Consider the following 14,611-nt stretch of genomic DNA (forward strand, 5'->3'; position numbering starts at 1 on the left):
TTCCCGAACTCAGAAGTGAAACCTCTTAGCGCTGATGGTAGTGTGGGGTTACCCATGTGAGAGTAAGTCATCGCCAGCTCATTATTCGAAAATCCCCCTCCGCTAAGGCAGAGGGGGATTTTTTTGTGCGTGGAATTTTAGATAAGATATTTAACATATCTATATCTCAAAGTTGATCAGATTCTTCTGAGACAGAGAATTCCTGTTAATTTGTTTGACCTATTGGGATCTCTGTAAAACTAGCGCTATAAGAGTTTACAAGCTGATCTTATAAACCTTACAAAATAAAAAACCAGCGAATCGCTGGTTTTTTATTGCAGACTATTTTAGCTGAATATATATATATCATGGCTGAGATTAATAGGTTGTAGGTATACTTTCATGGTAAAAACTTTAATGGACACAATTAGCGATTACTATTTACCAAATATTAAATAAAATAGCCTAAGTATGGTTAAATTAATTCTCTTTATTTAGTCATTAGAGAGAGTCTTTTAGCATTTTTTTATGCTGTTTTACTTGGTTGGCATAACGTTTACCTTGTTTACGCATTTTACGATTATTTTCATAACCTGACGGACCTACATTATAATAGGCAAGCGCTTTCTTCCAGTCACCGGATGATTGATTATATTTAGAAAGAATATATGTACCACATTGGATATTACTGCTTTCATTGTATAAATCACCTGGACAAGTTTGTTGCCAATATCTCGGAATCACTTGCATCAAGCCTACCGCACCTGCTGGCGAAGTTGCTTGGCTACGATAAGTAGATTCCTGACGAATGACAGCCGCCACTAGAAGCGGATCTACACCCTGATTTTGTGCATGTTGAACAATTAAAGGTGAAACACGATTAGCTGTACTGGATGGGGTGGAATAAGCAGTTTGAATGCCTTTAGACAGCTTAGCTGCGCGTTTTTCTACCGAGCCTCCGCCCAAGGATGAACAACCCGCAAAAAGAAAAGTGCTCAATAAAATAGAGGAAAATTTAAAAGATTGAGAATGAAATAGTGAACGTTTAGATTTAATTGGATTGAATAAATGAGAAACAAACAAACTGTGAATTCCATGCCTGAATAAACGTATTTCGATGTTAGGCAGCCTATATACAAGAGTCAAGCTTGCTGCTGATGAAAGCACTTTATTAATGTACAAACTTTATCTATCTACTAAAAAATCTCTAAGTTGAAAGATTTTTCAGCATCCAGATTTCACAGGCTTCACTATGTCCGGTATTGCCTTGAGGATGATCAAGATGCTGAAAACCTAATTTTTCATAGAGTTTCACCGCTTGCCAAAGCACTTTAGTTGTTTCTAGATAGACTGACTTAATCTGATGAGCCTGTGCGAATTCAAAAGATAATTCTAAAATTTTCTTGGCAAAACCCTGCTGACGAATTTCAGGTAAAAAGTACATTTTCTGAATTTCTAAAATAGTTGCATCACCTTTTAATAGCGCAATTCCACCACCACCGTAAATTTTATTTTGTTGATCCACAACAATCCAGTAAGCTGATTTCGTTTGCTGATAAACTTGATACAGTTCATCTAAAATAGAATCGCCTACCGCGAAACCAGATTCTGCTGCCAGTCCAAACTCTTGGGAAACACGACGAATAATGCTTGCAATTTGAGCATTATCTTCAGGCTGAATGGGACGAATATAGTACATATTGGTCTGATTTTATTTTGAAAAAACGATGAATTTTTATAACCTTAAATCCTTAAAAAATCCATCGTTTAATCAACTTAAGTAAGCTTAATTCGTTATTTAATGAGCAATCATTATTTTAATTCGCTCGATGATTTCCCTAATTCCCGACGGGCAATAATCAGTTGCTGAATTTGCTGGGTGCCTTCAAAAATATCCAGAATCTTGGAATCACGTGCCCATTTTTCCAAAAGTTCAGTTTCGTTATAACCAGTGGCTGCTGCAAGTTCGACACATTCTAAGGTAATTTCATTACCAATCCGACCGGCCTTGGCTTTGGCAATAGATGCTTCACGTGAATTTGGTTTGCGATTATCGGCCATCCAGGCAGCTTTCAGCATCAGCAAACGTGCTGCTTCCCATTCAGCTTCCATACGATAGATTTGTGCTGCGATATTAGAGCTTTGTAAATACGGTGTGGCATAAGTGGAGTCCAGTTGATCCTTAAAAATCTCCTTGATGCGTTCCAGCGAGGCTTTCGCACAACCAATCGCCATGGCGGCGACCAGCGGGCGAGTATTATCAAAGGTTTCCATCACGCCAGCAAAGCCTTTAGCAACATCGATTTCTGCATGACCGAGCAGGTTTGCTGCAGGTACTCGACAGTTAATAAAGCTGATCGTGGCAGTATCGGATGATTTAATCCCTAATTTATGTTCCAGTCGTTCAACCTTCATTCCTGGAGTGCCTTTGGCCACCACAAATGATTTAATGGCTGATCGTCCCAGTTTTTTATCCAGAGTTGCCCAAACCACTACCGCATCGGCTCGTTCTCCCGAGGTCACAAAAATCTTCTCGCCATTCAGAATATAGTCATCACCGTCTTTAGTCGCAGTGGTACGAATTGCAGCGGAATCTGAACCGCAACCTGACTCGGTAATCGCCATGGCCGCCCAAGTTCCATGAAAACGCTGTAATTGCTCCTCATTGGCAACAGCTGCAATGGCTGAATTTCCTAATCCTTGGCGTGGCATCGAGAGTAATAAGCCAGTATCGCCATAACACATTTCAATAATGCTCAGGGCAGTAGACATATTAATGCCATTTTTATTGCTGCTGTCTGCATCGCCACGTTTATTGACTGCTGCACCAGCATTCATGCCTTCACTACCTTGATTCATGCCATCGACAACAGAAGCGAGCATGTCTAGCTCTATCGGATAAGCATGTTCAGCCTTGTCATATTTACGTGAAATCGGACGCAAAACATTGAGGGCAACTTCATGTGCTTGATCAATCAAAAGCTTAAATTTTTTTGGAGTTTGTAGATTCATTATTGTTCTTCTTTATGTTCTGATCAGGCATGCAAGCCAGAATGGAGAATGGCAGTGGCTCTCAGGTCTCTATACCAGCGTTCTACCGGATGTTCTTTGGTAAAACCATGACCACCCAAAATTTGTACACCATCGGTGCCGATTTTCATGGATTTTTCTGCACAGAGTAGACGTGCCAAATAAGCCTCACGATGAAAAGCTTGACCAGATTCAGCCAGGCTGGCGGCATTCAGGATCAGCATTTGCATCGCGTCAATTTCAATGGCCATATCGGCAATCATAAAGGCGACACCCTGACGATGGGAAATCGGTTCACCAAAGGCAATACGGTCATTGGCATATTGCACACAGTATTTTTTGACTGCTTCACAGGCGCCCACTGCCATCACACACCACATCAGATTGCCCAAATCTACGAATGCACGATAATCAAAATCTTCATCACCCAGACGATGTGCCGGAGTGTTTTCAAATTTTAGCGTGACTGTTTCAGTGGCCTTTAAACCCATAGCCGGCGATTTTTTCGCAGTGATGGTACTGTCGCGTTGCACCACAAAGACCTCAGCTCTGCCATCCAGATCAGCACTGACCAGATAGAGATCGGCACTTTCTCCGAAGAGCACTAAGGTCTTTTGACCCCGAATCAGATAATGTCCCTGATGTGCAACAGCCTTGGTTCTAAGTTGCTCCGGGTTAAACGCTGCTGTTTCTTCCTGCACTGCAAAGGTGGCCTTTAACTCAGGATTCTCTGCGAAAGCGCCCAGATATTCTGACTGAATCTGCTCTGAGCCCCAGCGGGTAATGGCGTTAATGAAACTAAAAGTCGAAAGTAAGCCAGCCGTCAGACTGAAATCACCCTGAGCCAAATGTTGAGCGATTAAAATATTGCTGACAATATTCTGTTCCGATGCAACGCCCCCCAATGCTTCAGGCAGGGCATAGAAATTCAAGCCTAAATCAGTGCTGTATTGCCAGAGTTCATGGGGAAATAATTCATGCTGATCTGCATCATGCGCCAAGGGATACAGCACCTCTTGGGCAAATTGCTGCATGGCATCACAGGTCATTTGCTGTTCTTCAGTGAGGTTTAGATCAAATAAGGATTTAGACTGATGCGGCAGACGCTGTTTTTGAATCTTCTGGCCAGATTTCAGGATTTTCTGGGTTTGACTCAGGGTTTTGAATCCTACTTTTGAACTTTGATAAAGTGATTTTTCTACAAATTTCCGCAGCTTTAACTGGTCTAATACTTCGCTACCCGCGATTTTGGTCAGTATGGACAAGCCAAATCCTTGGGCTTTATTCACCATATTATTCATTCTGATTATCCTAAAGGTGTTGTCACGTTATTTTTTTTAATACTGACATGCACTCAGAGATAAAACCATGCCATCCCTGACACGAATGATTGACAATTTTTAGGTTTCGGGGATTGAAGAAATGGAGGAATAAATTAATGAAAAATAAAAGAAAGATAAAAATATAAAAAATCGAATATGTCTAAAAATTGACCCGAATGACAAAATTATCCGGGTCTTTTTAATGCAGATTTTATTTTAAGAGAGATGATGTCTAATCATGGCACGCACATTGGTTTTGGCATCAATCACGGTCATAAAGGTATAGGCACCAATAAATTTACGGCTAATAAACATAAATTCTTTGGGTGGAACACTGAAATAACGTGAAGCCATAGATCTCGATGCCTGTTGCATCACACGGCTATGCAGCTGGCTTTTTTTCCAGTCATAGCGATTATGTTCATCCATGATGCCAGCTGGCAATTCTTGATTATTTAGCGGTGAACTAAACGCTTCGGTGGCCAGTAAAAAGACTTTGGCCATATCCGGTTTGATGCTTTGCGGAATCGAATCAAAAAACTCATAACCAGTCATCGCCTTGACCATCATATCCGAGTCATGATGATAGCCTGCTTGGATCAGGTTACGCGCAACACTGAGCAGATGCTGGTCAAACTGGCGGATCGCGCCAAAGTCGAGCAGAATGATCTTGTCGTGCACATCTGCGCCATTGCCCAGACGAACCAGATAATTACCAAAGTTCGGATCGGTTTGCATCTCGCCCCATTCGAAGATTTCACGCACTGCAATTTCCAGAGACGCTTCACCTAACAGGTTGCGGCGTTCTTGGGGCAGGGATAACATTACCGGGCTATTGATCGGCACACCACGTTCAAAAGTCATGCATAGCACACGATCTGAGCAATATTCATTAATAATGGTTGGGACGATATAACGAGGATCATCTTTTAAACGCGCCGCAAAACGACGCGTGGTATCTGCTTCAATCTGATAATTTACTTCACGGTGCATCATCTCACGGACTTCATCGAACCACTGGTCGAATTCGCGGGTCTGCGGCACGATGCGAGTCAATTTCAGCATGTTTTTAAACAGGCTCATATCCGAATCAATGGCTTCTGCCACACCCGGATACTGAATTTTTAACACCAGTTCCATGCCATCAGATTTTCGGGTAGCGCGATGTACCTGTGCCAAAGAAGCTGTGCCCAAAGGTTCATGATCAATGGTGAGATCGTCGAGTTTTGAACCGAGTTGTTGTTGTAACTGGGTCTTGATGGCTGGCCATGCCAATGCCACCGTCTGATTGTTCAGGGTATTTAGAGCTTGAGTGACTTCTTCTGGCAGAAAATGCTCACCATACAGTGCCATCATCTGGCCAATTTTAACGATAGAACCTTTTAGCTTGCCAATTTCTGCCACCAGATAATCAGCCTGTTCTTTCATGGCTTTTTTACGTTTCTTTTCTTTTTCTTCTTCACTTGAGAACATGGAGCTTGCACTAGAAGCCGCCCAACGCGTGCCTGCCAGCAAGGATGCCTTTGCGATCGATAAGCGTCGATCCATAGAGGAGGTTTTCAGTTGTTTAAGCTTATCGTTCTGATCTGACATGTAAACTCGATCCTTTCATCATCAGCATGAAGCAGAATAAATCATTGTAAGGGATAGTAGCGTTTCTGCACGTATTAAAAAAGTTTAAGCTGCTGAATTCATAGTAAAAGCTAGGCAAGCTTTCATTTATTCACCAACTTGTATCAGTTTAAACAGGGCATTATGCCATTTGAAATTGGATTTTTAATTCAGATCGTTGCTGTAACTGTTGTTTATTTGTTTGAATATGTTGATGAATCAGGCGCTGTACGCTGTCATGCATAAAGCCCAAAGCATAGCCTTTTACAATCACAATACTTGGCAAGCCAAAAAACAGATATTTAGCATCGTCCAGTGTCGCATCGGTAAATACGCCATGCTGCATTAAGGTCGACTGCAAAAAAACCTTTTCTTGCTGCACCTGACTGGAGGCTTGATCATTCCAGTAATTCTGGCGCATCGCCATAAGATTATTGTGCTTATAGCTCATAGATCTGGGCTCATTTGAAGATTGAATGCGGATTATATGTGGGTCATGTGCCAATTTTCAATTGTGCAACTGTTTAATCTTTCAGTCCGAGAAAGGCATAGGATTTTTGTCCGGACTGCGTTAATATCAGTGGATAATTTAAACAATATTGATTGTTAAACATTTATTGGGATTGTACCGGTTTCGGTCAAGGGGAAGTTATGCGTCTTGCATGGTTTTTAGTTGCAATTTTTGCGGGTACTGCGGTTCAGACACAAGCTGCTGTTGGGTATTCCAAGGAATATACACAGTGTATGAATTTTAGTTATGGCAATACACCCAAAGCGGAAAAATGCCTAGAAAAAGAGCTGAAAGTTCACAATAAGCGTCTGAAGAAAAACTATAAAACTTATCTAAAATTAAATCCGAATCAGACCGCCGCTATTCGCAGTCAGCATGTATTGTGGGAGCGAAAACTCTCTCAGCAATGTAATTTTAGAATGTCAGAAAAATATGCCAAACAGCAACAAGGTCAATGTATGCTGGCTTTGATTATGGATCAGGCCAATCTTTATCAATCCCGCTCTTATGCACCAGCTTCAAGATAAAGTGCCATAGTATTAGCATCGGCATTTAACAGAAACATCTCTGAATAAAGTAAACATTTATAATCATGATCGCTCACAAAAACAGGAATTTTATAATTTTTGTGGGCGTAGAGAATTCGTGTTTTTCATGCTTTAGCATTATAAAAGCAGGCAAAACAAGGTATCATAAGGCGTTTAAAAAAATGACCTTGGAGACGCCTTAAGTGGATCGACCGACTATTAGCCCTGAACATATGCAGGAAGCCGCTGAAAATTTAACCACCATTCGTGATTTTATTCGTTTTGGGGTTACAGCATTACGTCAATACGATGCACATTTGGGCCAAGGCACAGAAGATTATTTTGCTGAAAGTTCAGCGCTAGTGCTGCAAACCCTGTCGCTAGAATGGAAAGCGGACGCTGAAATTTTAGATGCCAAATTATTACCAAGTGAAAAAGCCGAATTTTTAAGTCTGCTGGAACGCCGTATTAATGAAAAAGTACCGACTTCATATTTATTGAACCTGGCTTACTTTGACGGCAAACCCTACTATGTTGATGAGCGTGTGCTGATTCCACGTTCACCGATTGCTGAACTGATTCAAAACCGTTTCGCCCCGTATTGCCTGGGCGAACATGGTCAAATGGGTGAAGCGGTGAATAACTTGCCGGAAAACCCGAATCCGAAGACACCACAACGCATTCTAGATATGTGTACCGGTTCCGGCTGTATCGCAATTGCCTTGGCTTATGCTTTCCCTGAAGCGGAAGTAGATGCCACCGATATTTCTAAAGAAGCATTGGAAGTTGCGCAAATCAATACTGAGCATCATGACAAGCAATATCAGATCGCATTACTTGAATCGGATTTGTTCGAAAAAATTCCAGCCGAAAATCAATACGATTTAATCGTATCTAATCCGCCGTATGTCGATGCGGAAGATATGGCTGATTTGCCTGAGGAATTCCATCATGAGCCTGAACTTGCGCTTGCTGCAGGTCAGGATGGTCTGGATCTGGTGCGTAAAATGCTGGCTCAAGCTGCAGATTATCTGACTGAGAATGGCCTGATCGTGATTGAAGTGGGTAACTCAGAATGGGCAATGCGCCAAAACTTTAATTCAGTCGATTTCTACTGGTTACAATTCCAGAAAGGTGGTACTGGTATCTTTGCATTGACTGCAGAGCAATGCCGTACTTACCGCGATTTATTTATTCAGTCTATTCAAGCATAAGGAGTCGTTTGACATGGCAGGTAATAGTATAGGGCAACTGTTCCGTGTAACGACTTGTGGTGAATCTCACGGTGTTGGCCTGATGGCAATCATCGATGGGGTTCCACCCTGCATTGAGCTGACTGAAGCTGATTTGCAAAAAGATCTGGACCGTCGTAAGCCGGGTACATCGAAATTTGCAACCCAGCGTAAAGAACCCGATGAAGTAGAAATTATTTCCGGTGTGTTTGAGGGTAAAACGACCGGTACTTCAATTGGTTTGTTAATTCGTAATACGGATCAAAAATCGAAAGACTACGGCAATATCGCACAAACTTTCCGCCCGGGTCATGCTGACTATACCTATACCCAAAAGTATGGTTTCCGTGATTATCGTGGTGGCGGCCGTTCAAGTGCGCGTGAAACGGCAATGCGTGTTGCAGCGGGTGCCATTGCCAAGAAATTCCTTTTTGAGAAATTTGGCATTGAGATTCGTGGTCATGTAACCCAAATCGGTACAGAAAAAGCAGAAAAACTGGACTGGAATGAAGTTCCAAACAATCCGTTTTTCTGTGGTGACGTGGATGCAGTACCACGTTTTGAAGCGCTGGTCACGTCTTTGCGTGAGCAAGGCACCAGTTGTGGCGCTAAACTCGAGATCATTGCATCTAAAGTACCTGTGGGTTGGGGCGAGCCTGTATTTGACCGTTTAGATGCAGATATTGCCCATGCCATGATGTCGATTAATGCCGTTAAAGGTGTAGAAATCGGTGATGGCTTTGGCGTCGCTGAACAGTTTGGTCATGAAAGCCGTGATGAACTCACCACAGAAGGCTTCCTGGCCAATCATGCTGGCGGTATTCTAGGTGGTATTTCTAGCGGTCAGGACATTCGTGTTGCGATTGCCTTGAAGCCAACTGCGTCTATTACCACGCCGGGTAAAACCATCAATATTGAGCGTGAAGATACTGATGTACTGACCAAAGGCCGTCATGATCCTTGCGTGGGCGTGCGTGCAACCCCGATTGCTGAAGCGATGCTGGCGATTGTGCTCATGGATCATTTCATGCGTCACCGTGCGCAAAATGCCGATGTTGTTGCGCCATTTGCACCGATTGAACCTAAATAATTTGCTTTAACTTTAAAGTGAAATTGTTTTAAAGTCAGACTTCGGTCTGACTTTTTTATTTATAAAATGAATCACTATAAAAATATACGATTGGCAAGCAAGGCTGATATTCAGCAACTTACCATACTGATTAATACAGCTTATCGTACTCTGGATGGATGGACGACTGAGGCAGGAATGATCCAAGGTGATCGTATTCAAGAAAAACAGTTATATGACTTGCTCAATTTAGAAAATTTTCAGCTCTTTGTGTTGGAAATTGATAATAAGCTTCTTGGTTGTATTGGCGTGAGCTTAAGACAGCAAGTAGCAGAGATTGGAAGCTTTGCTGTTGCACCTGCTGAGCAAAACTCGGGTTATGGCAAGCAATTATTGGACTTTGCCGAATCCCATATTTTCGAAATATTTAAGAAGAAAGTGATTCAGATGTCAGTATTAAATGTCCGTATTGAACTGCTGGCATATTATCAGCGCCGTGGCTATCAGCTGACTGAAAAGATTGAAGCATATCCACTGGGTCAAAATGTCGGAGAACCGTTGATTCCGTTACATTTGCTGATTTTAGAAAAAATCAGCAAATCAATATGATTAGTTGATGAAAATTCAAGCTTTTTGCCACTTAAATTGAGTAGTGGGAAAGCTCCTGAACATGCTAAGTTTTCTGTTCAGTCTAAGTGACTTAAGATTAGGCAGAAAACAGACCAGGATGTCATATGCTGCATATTATTTTAACTTCTTTATTTCCTCTCATCGGACTGATCAGCTTTGGCTATTTACTTAAGCGCAGGCAATGGTTGAGTGATGATTTCTGGCGAGGCGCAGAAAAGTTAAATTATTATGCACTGTTTCCAGTGATGCTATTTTTAAATCTGGCCACTGCCAAGATTCAAATGGCAGTCATTGAAGATGTGGTGCTGGTTGTATTTAGCATTATGGCTGTGGTCAGTATTGCATTGTATATTTTGCGTCATATTTACCAGATATCTTATGCGCGTTTCGGCGTGTATGTCCAAGGTTTACTACGCTTTAACACCTATATTGGCCTTGCTGCTGTCAGTGCCTTATTTCAGCAGCAGGGTATGACTATTTTCGCGGTGATCATGGTGCTGTGTATTCCTTTGGTGAATGTCTTATCGGTACTGGCATTTACCCGTAATCACGAAATGCAGCTCACCAAAATTATTCTCGGCTTGGCTAAAAACCCATTAATTCTGGGCTGTATTGTCGGTGGTTTATTTAATCTTTCCGGTTTGTCACTCTGGACTGGAGCAGAGCAGTTCCTTAAACAGATTGCACTGTGCAGTTTGCCACTCGGTTTGATGTGTGTGGGCGCTGCCTTACAGTTTCAGGACTTTCAGCGTGATATGTTGCCACTCAGCCTGATGACCTTTGGTCGCCTGTTCGGAATGCCGCTGATTGCATTTTTAGTGTGTAAAATTTTCCAGATTGATGCATTAACTACTCAGGTATTAGTCTTGTTCTTTGCACTTCCTACCGCCTCAGCTTCGTATGTTTTAACCCGGGTATATGGCGGCGATAGCGAGTTAATGGCCAGTATTATTAGTGTACAAACAGTGGTCGCAGCAGGCAGTTTATTGATGATACTTTCTTGGATTATTTAAAACTCTAAAATGCATGATAAAAGTCTAAATTTTGCTTTGGATGATATATACTTTGAATTATTAAAATAGCCTAAGCCATAATGAAACTCTATTTAAGCGCCAAAACTAAATAAGTCTTAGAATTTTATAAAGGGTAGAACTTACTGGTTTTACTTACGGCAGCAAAATCTAAAAATTTAATATCGAGGCAATATCCTTCATTACACATGTATGCTGTTAATTAAGAAAAAAATCATGGATAAATTCACGTGAATTAACATAAATAAAAACTGTGTTTTTCCTAAAAATGGTATATAAATTGCTCATGATAATAAAACATTATTGCAGGAGAGAAATGCTTCTGCATTCGCCGAAGGAGCAAGTTCCCAGGAAACTCTCAGGCAAAAGGACTGTGATAATGGATAAAAACTCTGGAGAGAAGTGTTCAATCACTCACCGAAGGGGAAGGTGGCCGCATTGATGTGCAATGTATCCACCGAAGCTCTCAGGTACACATGACAGATGGGAAAAGACATCAATATAATCAAGGAGGTGTCTATGTGTCATGTCGTGGTGATTGGGGCCGGTATTACCGGAGTAACCACAGCTTATGAGCTGGCACAATCAGGCTATCAAGTGACTGTGGTTGATCGGCATCTTTATCCGGCAATGGAAACATCCTTTGCCAATGGCGGCCAGCTTTCTGCCTGTAATGCCGAAGTATGGAACCAGAAAGCCACGGTACTCAAAGGCATCAAATGGATGTCACAGAAAACCGCACCACTTTTGCTCAATCCTTCTTTCAGCGTGCATAAATACAGTTGGCTCATGGAATTTCTGGGCAATATCAAACATTATGAAGCCAATACCCGAGAAACGGTACGGTTGGCTTTACTGGCAAGAGCACGTTTGTTTGAAATTGCCCAAATAGAAAATATTGATTTCGATCTGGAAAAACGCGGCATTTTACATTTTTATCATAACAAGACGGATTATGATGTGGCGATCAAAGTCAATGATCTGTTGTGTAGCAGTGGTCTGGAGCGTAATGCAATTTCCAATGCAGAAATCAAGCAGATCGAACCCGCATTAACTGGTGATTATTATGCAGGATTTTACTGTCAGAGCGATGCCACCGGGGATATTCATAAATTTAGTAACGGTCTGGCCAAAGCCTGTATGCAAAAAGGCGTGAAATTCGAATTTGGTCAGGATGTTTTCGCTGTTGATCATCAGGCTCAAAATATTCGGGTTAAATGCAAACCTAGTACTGAAAATGTCCATTCCTCTCCAGATGACATTCTGGAAATTAATGCAGATGCCGTTGTGGTCTGTGCAGGGGTTGGCAGTTATCAACTGGCTGAGATTCTTGGTGAACGGGTCAATGTTTATCCAGTCAAAGGCTACTCGATTACCGTGCAACTGAATGATGAACAGAGCCAGAACAACGCACCTTGGGTCAGCCTGCTAGATGAAAGTGCTAAAATTGTCTTGTCACGCCTAGGCAAGGATCGTCTACGCGTCGCAGGAACAGCCGAGTTTAATGGCTATAACCGGGATATTCGAGCTGACCGGATTCAACCTTTAATTGACTGGACCAATCGTAATTTTGACCTGTGTACTGAGCATGTTGTTCCGTGGGCGGGCTTACGCCCAATGATGCCCAATATGATGCCTGTAGTACGCCGTGGCAAACATGAGCGAGTCTTTTACAATACCGGACATGGTCATCTGGGCTGGACTTTATCAGCTGCAACGGCTGCAATGATCAGTCAGGAAATTGCGCAATACTATCCTGCTTAAATTGATAGCCCGCTTGCGGGCTATTTTTTACACCAAAAATCTCATTTTATATGACGATAAATTATAGTATTTTGAAACTAAATCAATCATATAACCGATAAATACCGGTAAAACGTTCACAGCCTTTCTGCTGGCTACTGACCGCTAAAATGGCTTTACTATAGTTAAACTCATAGCGGCAGTCATTTTCGTTATCGGTGATCTGGTTTTTTGTCTCAGGCGTAGTATAGGCTAAAAAAGGAATGATCTGCTTCTCGGTCCGGTTATTCGGATTACGATAGGCAAGACCTTCAATCTTGATGCGGTCTTTGGTCAGTTGATGAATCTTGAGATGAACAGGCTGCTTGGCAATTTGCCCCTGTTCAAACTTGATATAATGCTGGGTTAAACTTTGATTCAACGAAATATAGATATTTAAATCATCTAAACGCCATTCAAACTGCTGTTTAAAACAGTCTAGCGTTTTGCATTGCTGTAAACGGGTCGCCCATAATTGTTGGCTATCTTGCAATAAGCGCACAGGTGCATCAGTAATCAGAAAAGCAGTAAAGTATTGGTCTGCGAGTTTTTCACGAGATTCAGCCAATGATGCTGAGCAGACTTTATTCATGGCAGCCGTTTTTTTGCTGTCATCGCTACAATCCATTGTGATCGCTGAGCTACCCGTAGAAATCGTCCCCAGACCGAGCATCAGGCCAATTATTTTCAACATATTTATATCAGTTTTCAGTAGCATGATCGCTTATACTTTCACTGTGTTACGCTTGGTCTAACTATAGCGAAATAGAAAGCAAGTGTACAAGATTTCAATGGGCTATTTCTAAAGGATGTATAAGGTGATCGCACAAATTCGTATTGGCCAGGGTCTGGATGTGCATGCATTTGAAGAAGGTAATTTTGTCACTCTGGCAGGCATTCAAATTCCGCATACTCACGGTCTGAAAGCACATTCGGATGGTGATGTAGTGCTGCATGCACTCTGTGATGCTTTGTTGGGTGCTTTGGCGCTCGGAGATATTGGCCAGCATTTCCCAGATACAGATCCCGAGTTTAAAGGTGCAGATAGCCGGGTACTACTCAAGCATGTTTATCAGCTAATTCTGGATCGTGGTTATCACCTGAATAATGCCGATATTACCGTGGCCTGTGAACGTCCAAAACTGGCTAAGCACAATCTGGCGATGCGTCAAAGTATTGCAGATGTCTTGGATGTTGATGTGACTCAAATCAGTATTAAAGCCACCACCACTGAACAGTTAGGTTTTACCGGTCGTCAGGAAGGCATTATGTCCATGGCAACCGTGCTGTTGAGCCACAGTAAATAAAATCAGGCAAAATAATTTGGATTAATCAGGGAAAGTTCCAGTTCCTGCGTTGCTTTACGACCTTGTAGCTGTAGGGCAACCGCATGCATTAAACCGGTCCAGGTTTCATTTGGTTCCCAGATCTGATGCAAGTGTTCTTGTGCTGTAGGCATATCGATATCCATATAGTACTGACGATATAAGTACATCAGACAGCTGACATGGTAGTTTTGCGAACAATGTACCCAGACCATTTGCTCTTTTACCAGATGATCGATCAGGTCCAGTACCAGCAGGCATTGATTGTCTGAAGGGGTTTCCCAGGAAATCGGAACCTGAATATAGTTCAGTCCCAGCTCAAGGCAAATTTTATCTTCATGCGGCAGATACTGTTCGCTATCGGTCAACGCCACATTGATGACTGTAGATACACCGTATTCTTTCATCAGCTGTAATTGGGTAGTGGTCGGTTGACCGGAGCTAAACAGATGTTCGTGTATGAACTGAAAATTCTCAATCTGGCTTAATGCCGTTTCAATATCATTCATCAGATAAATTTTCCTTGTTCTAGAAATGCAAACGCCATCTTGGCGATGGCGTT

Annotated in this window: 15 protein-coding genes, 1 rRNA gene and 1 riboswitch; of the genes, 8 read left to right on the top strand and 8 right to left on the bottom strand. The window is 42.0% G+C overall.

Annotated elements, in window-relative coordinates; genetic code table 11:
• A 5S ribosomal RNA gene (gene rrf, locus NI455_RS15620) occupies positions 1 to 79 on the top strand; the annotation flags it as partial.
• Positions 80 to 480: 401 nt separating this feature from the next.
• On the opposite strand, the gene NI455_RS12660 is transcribed toward rrf, so the two are convergent.
• The 6 genes from NI455_RS12660 to NI455_RS12685 form a co-directional block, all read right to left on the bottom strand.
• Entirely contained in the window at positions 481 to 1,062 is a 582-nt protein-coding gene (locus tag NI455_RS12660; protein ID WP_004731225.1) for a lytic transglycosylase domain-containing protein, read from the bottom strand.
• A 124-nt stretch (positions 1,063 to 1,186) separates the two neighbouring features.
• Positions 1,187 to 1,678 (bottom strand): GNAT family N-acetyltransferase, encoded by a 492-nt coding sequence (locus NI455_RS12665; protein ID WP_253114472.1) that lies wholly within the window; start codon positions 1,676 to 1,678, stop codon positions 1,187 to 1,189.
• Between the two features lie 113 nt (positions 1,679 to 1,791).
• Positions 1,792 to 2,991, bottom strand: a complete 1,200-nt coding sequence (locus tag NI455_RS12670) for an acyl-CoA dehydrogenase family protein (RefSeq protein ID WP_253114473.1) — start codon at positions 2,989 to 2,991, stop codon at positions 1,792 to 1,794.
• 23 nt (positions 2,992 to 3,014) lie between these two features.
• Entirely contained in the window at positions 3,015 to 4,310 is a 1,296-nt protein-coding gene (locus NI455_RS12675) for an acyl-CoA dehydrogenase family protein (protein WP_253114476.1), read from the bottom strand.
• 237 nt (positions 4,311 to 4,547) lie between these two features.
• Positions 4,548 to 5,924 carry an ABC1 kinase family protein gene (locus NI455_RS12680; RefSeq protein WP_004280475.1) on the bottom strand — a complete coding sequence of 459 codons (1,377 nt, stop codon included), beginning with the start codon at positions 5,922 to 5,924 and terminating at the stop codon, positions 4,548 to 4,550.
• Positions 5,925 to 6,084: 160 nt separating this feature from the next.
• Positions 6,085 to 6,393: a hypothetical protein gene (locus NI455_RS12685; protein ID WP_005100098.1), complete on the bottom strand. Its 309-nt coding sequence runs from the start codon at positions 6,391 to 6,393 to the stop codon at positions 6,085 to 6,087.
• Positions 6,394 to 6,593: 200 nt separating this feature from the next.
• On the opposite strand from NI455_RS12685, the gene NI455_RS12690 reads away from it, so the two are divergent.
• From NI455_RS12690 to NI455_RS12715, 6 genes are all read left to right on the top strand, one after another.
• Positions 6,594 to 6,980, top strand: coding sequence for a DUF1311 domain-containing protein (locus NI455_RS12690; RefSeq protein WP_253114479.1), 387 nt, complete (start codon positions 6,594 to 6,596; stop codon positions 6,978 to 6,980).
• Between the two features lie 203 nt (positions 6,981 to 7,183).
• Positions 7,184 to 8,194 (top strand): 50S ribosomal protein L3 N(5)-glutamine methyltransferase, encoded by a 1,011-nt coding sequence (gene prmB / locus NI455_RS12695; protein ID WP_044108320.1) that lies wholly within the window; start codon positions 7,184 to 7,186, stop codon positions 8,192 to 8,194.
• Between the two features lie 13 nt (positions 8,195 to 8,207).
• On the top strand, positions 8,208 to 9,302 hold the full coding sequence (gene aroC / locus NI455_RS12700; protein ID WP_253114481.1) for a chorismate synthase: 1,095 nt from the start codon (positions 8,208 to 8,210) through the stop codon (positions 9,300 to 9,302).
• Positions 9,303 to 9,368: 66 nt separating this feature from the next.
• On the top strand, positions 9,369 to 9,890 hold the full coding sequence (locus tag NI455_RS12705) for a GNAT family N-acetyltransferase (RefSeq protein ID WP_354269397.1): 522 nt from the start codon (positions 9,369 to 9,371) through the stop codon (positions 9,888 to 9,890).
• A gap of 125 nt (positions 9,891 to 10,015) precedes the next feature.
• Complete coding sequence (locus tag NI455_RS12710) at positions 10,016 to 10,924, top strand: AEC family transporter (RefSeq protein ID WP_253114485.1); 909 nt, start codon at positions 10,016 to 10,018, stop codon at positions 10,922 to 10,924.
• Positions 10,925 to 11,238: 314 nt separating this feature from the next.
• Positions 11,239 to 11,326: riboswitch (glycine riboswitch) on the top strand.
• 135 nt (positions 11,327 to 11,461) lie between these two features.
• On the top strand, positions 11,462 to 12,706 hold the full coding sequence (locus NI455_RS12715; protein ID WP_253114486.1) for a D-amino acid dehydrogenase: 1,245 nt from the start codon (positions 11,462 to 11,464) through the stop codon (positions 12,704 to 12,706).
• Between the two features lie 82 nt (positions 12,707 to 12,788).
• On the opposite strand, the gene NI455_RS12720 is transcribed toward NI455_RS12715, so the two are convergent.
• Positions 12,789 to 13,442: an A1S_1983 family putative colistin resistance protein gene (locus NI455_RS12720; protein WP_253114487.1), complete on the bottom strand. Its 654-nt coding sequence runs from the start codon at positions 13,440 to 13,442 to the stop codon at positions 12,789 to 12,791.
• Positions 13,443 to 13,542: 100 nt separating this feature from the next.
• On the opposite strand from NI455_RS12720, the gene ispF reads away from it, so the two are divergent.
• The gene (ispF, locus tag NI455_RS12725) at positions 13,543 to 14,031 is read left to right on the top strand and encodes a 2-C-methyl-D-erythritol 2,4-cyclodiphosphate synthase (RefSeq protein ID WP_253114488.1); all 489 of its coding nucleotides are present in this window, start codon (positions 13,543 to 13,545) and stop codon (positions 14,029 to 14,031) included.
• A 2-nt stretch (positions 14,032 to 14,033) separates the two neighbouring features.
• Here the strand turns inward: ispF and NI455_RS12730 are convergent, their stop codons facing one another.
• The gene (locus NI455_RS12730; RefSeq protein WP_005246137.1) at positions 14,034 to 14,558 is read right to left on the bottom strand and encodes a protein tyrosine phosphatase family protein; all 525 of its coding nucleotides are present in this window, start codon (positions 14,556 to 14,558) and stop codon (positions 14,034 to 14,036) included.
• Positions 14,559 to 14,611 lie beyond the last annotated feature (53 nt).

This window comes from Acinetobacter lwoffii, from assembly GCF_024129435.1.
GTDB lineage: Bacteria > Pseudomonadota > Gammaproteobacteria > Pseudomonadales > Moraxellaceae > Acinetobacter > Acinetobacter lwoffii_F.

What these genes read in the sequence shown, in the direction of transcription:
- NI455_RS12665 (WP_253114472.1), bottom strand. Translation starts at nt 1,678, where the DNA reads ATGTACTATATTCGTCCCATTCAGCCTGAAGATAATGCTCAAATTGCA.
- NI455_RS12670 (WP_253114473.1), bottom strand. Translation starts at nt 2,991, where the DNA reads ATGAATCTACAAACTCCAAAAAAATTTAAGCTTTTGATTGATCAAGCA.
- NI455_RS12675 (WP_253114476.1), bottom strand. Translation starts at nt 4,310, where the DNA reads ATGAATAATATGGTGAATAAAGCCCAAGGATTTGGCTTGTCCATACTG.
- NI455_RS12680 (WP_004280475.1), bottom strand. Translation starts at nt 5,924, where the DNA reads ATGTCAGATCAGAACGATAAGCTTAAACAACTGAAAACCTCCTCTATG.
- NI455_RS12685 (WP_005100098.1), bottom strand. Translation starts at nt 6,393, where the DNA reads ATGAGCTATAAGCACAATAATCTTATGGCGATGCGCCAGAATTACTGG.
- NI455_RS12690 (WP_253114479.1), top strand. Translation starts at nt 6,594, where the DNA reads ATGCGTCTTGCATGGTTTTTAGTTGCAATTTTTGCGGGTACTGCGGTT.
- aroC (WP_253114481.1), top strand. Translation starts at nt 8,208, where the DNA reads ATGGCAGGTAATAGTATAGGGCAACTGTTCCGTGTAACGACTTGTGGT.
- NI455_RS12705 (WP_354269397.1), top strand. Translation starts at nt 9,369, where the DNA reads ATGAATCACTATAAAAATATACGATTGGCAAGCAAGGCTGATATTCAG.
- NI455_RS12710 (WP_253114485.1), top strand. Translation starts at nt 10,016, where the DNA reads ATGCTGCATATTATTTTAACTTCTTTATTTCCTCTCATCGGACTGATC.
- NI455_RS12715 (WP_253114486.1), top strand. Translation starts at nt 11,462, where the DNA reads ATGTGTCATGTCGTGGTGATTGGGGCCGGTATTACCGGAGTAACCACA.
- NI455_RS12720 (WP_253114487.1), bottom strand. Translation starts at nt 13,442, where the DNA reads ATGCTACTGAAAACTGATATAAATATGTTGAAAATAATTGGCCTGATG.
- NI455_RS12730 (WP_005246137.1), bottom strand. Translation starts at nt 14,558, where the DNA reads ATGAATGATATTGAAACGGCATTAAGCCAGATTGAGAATTTTCAGTTC.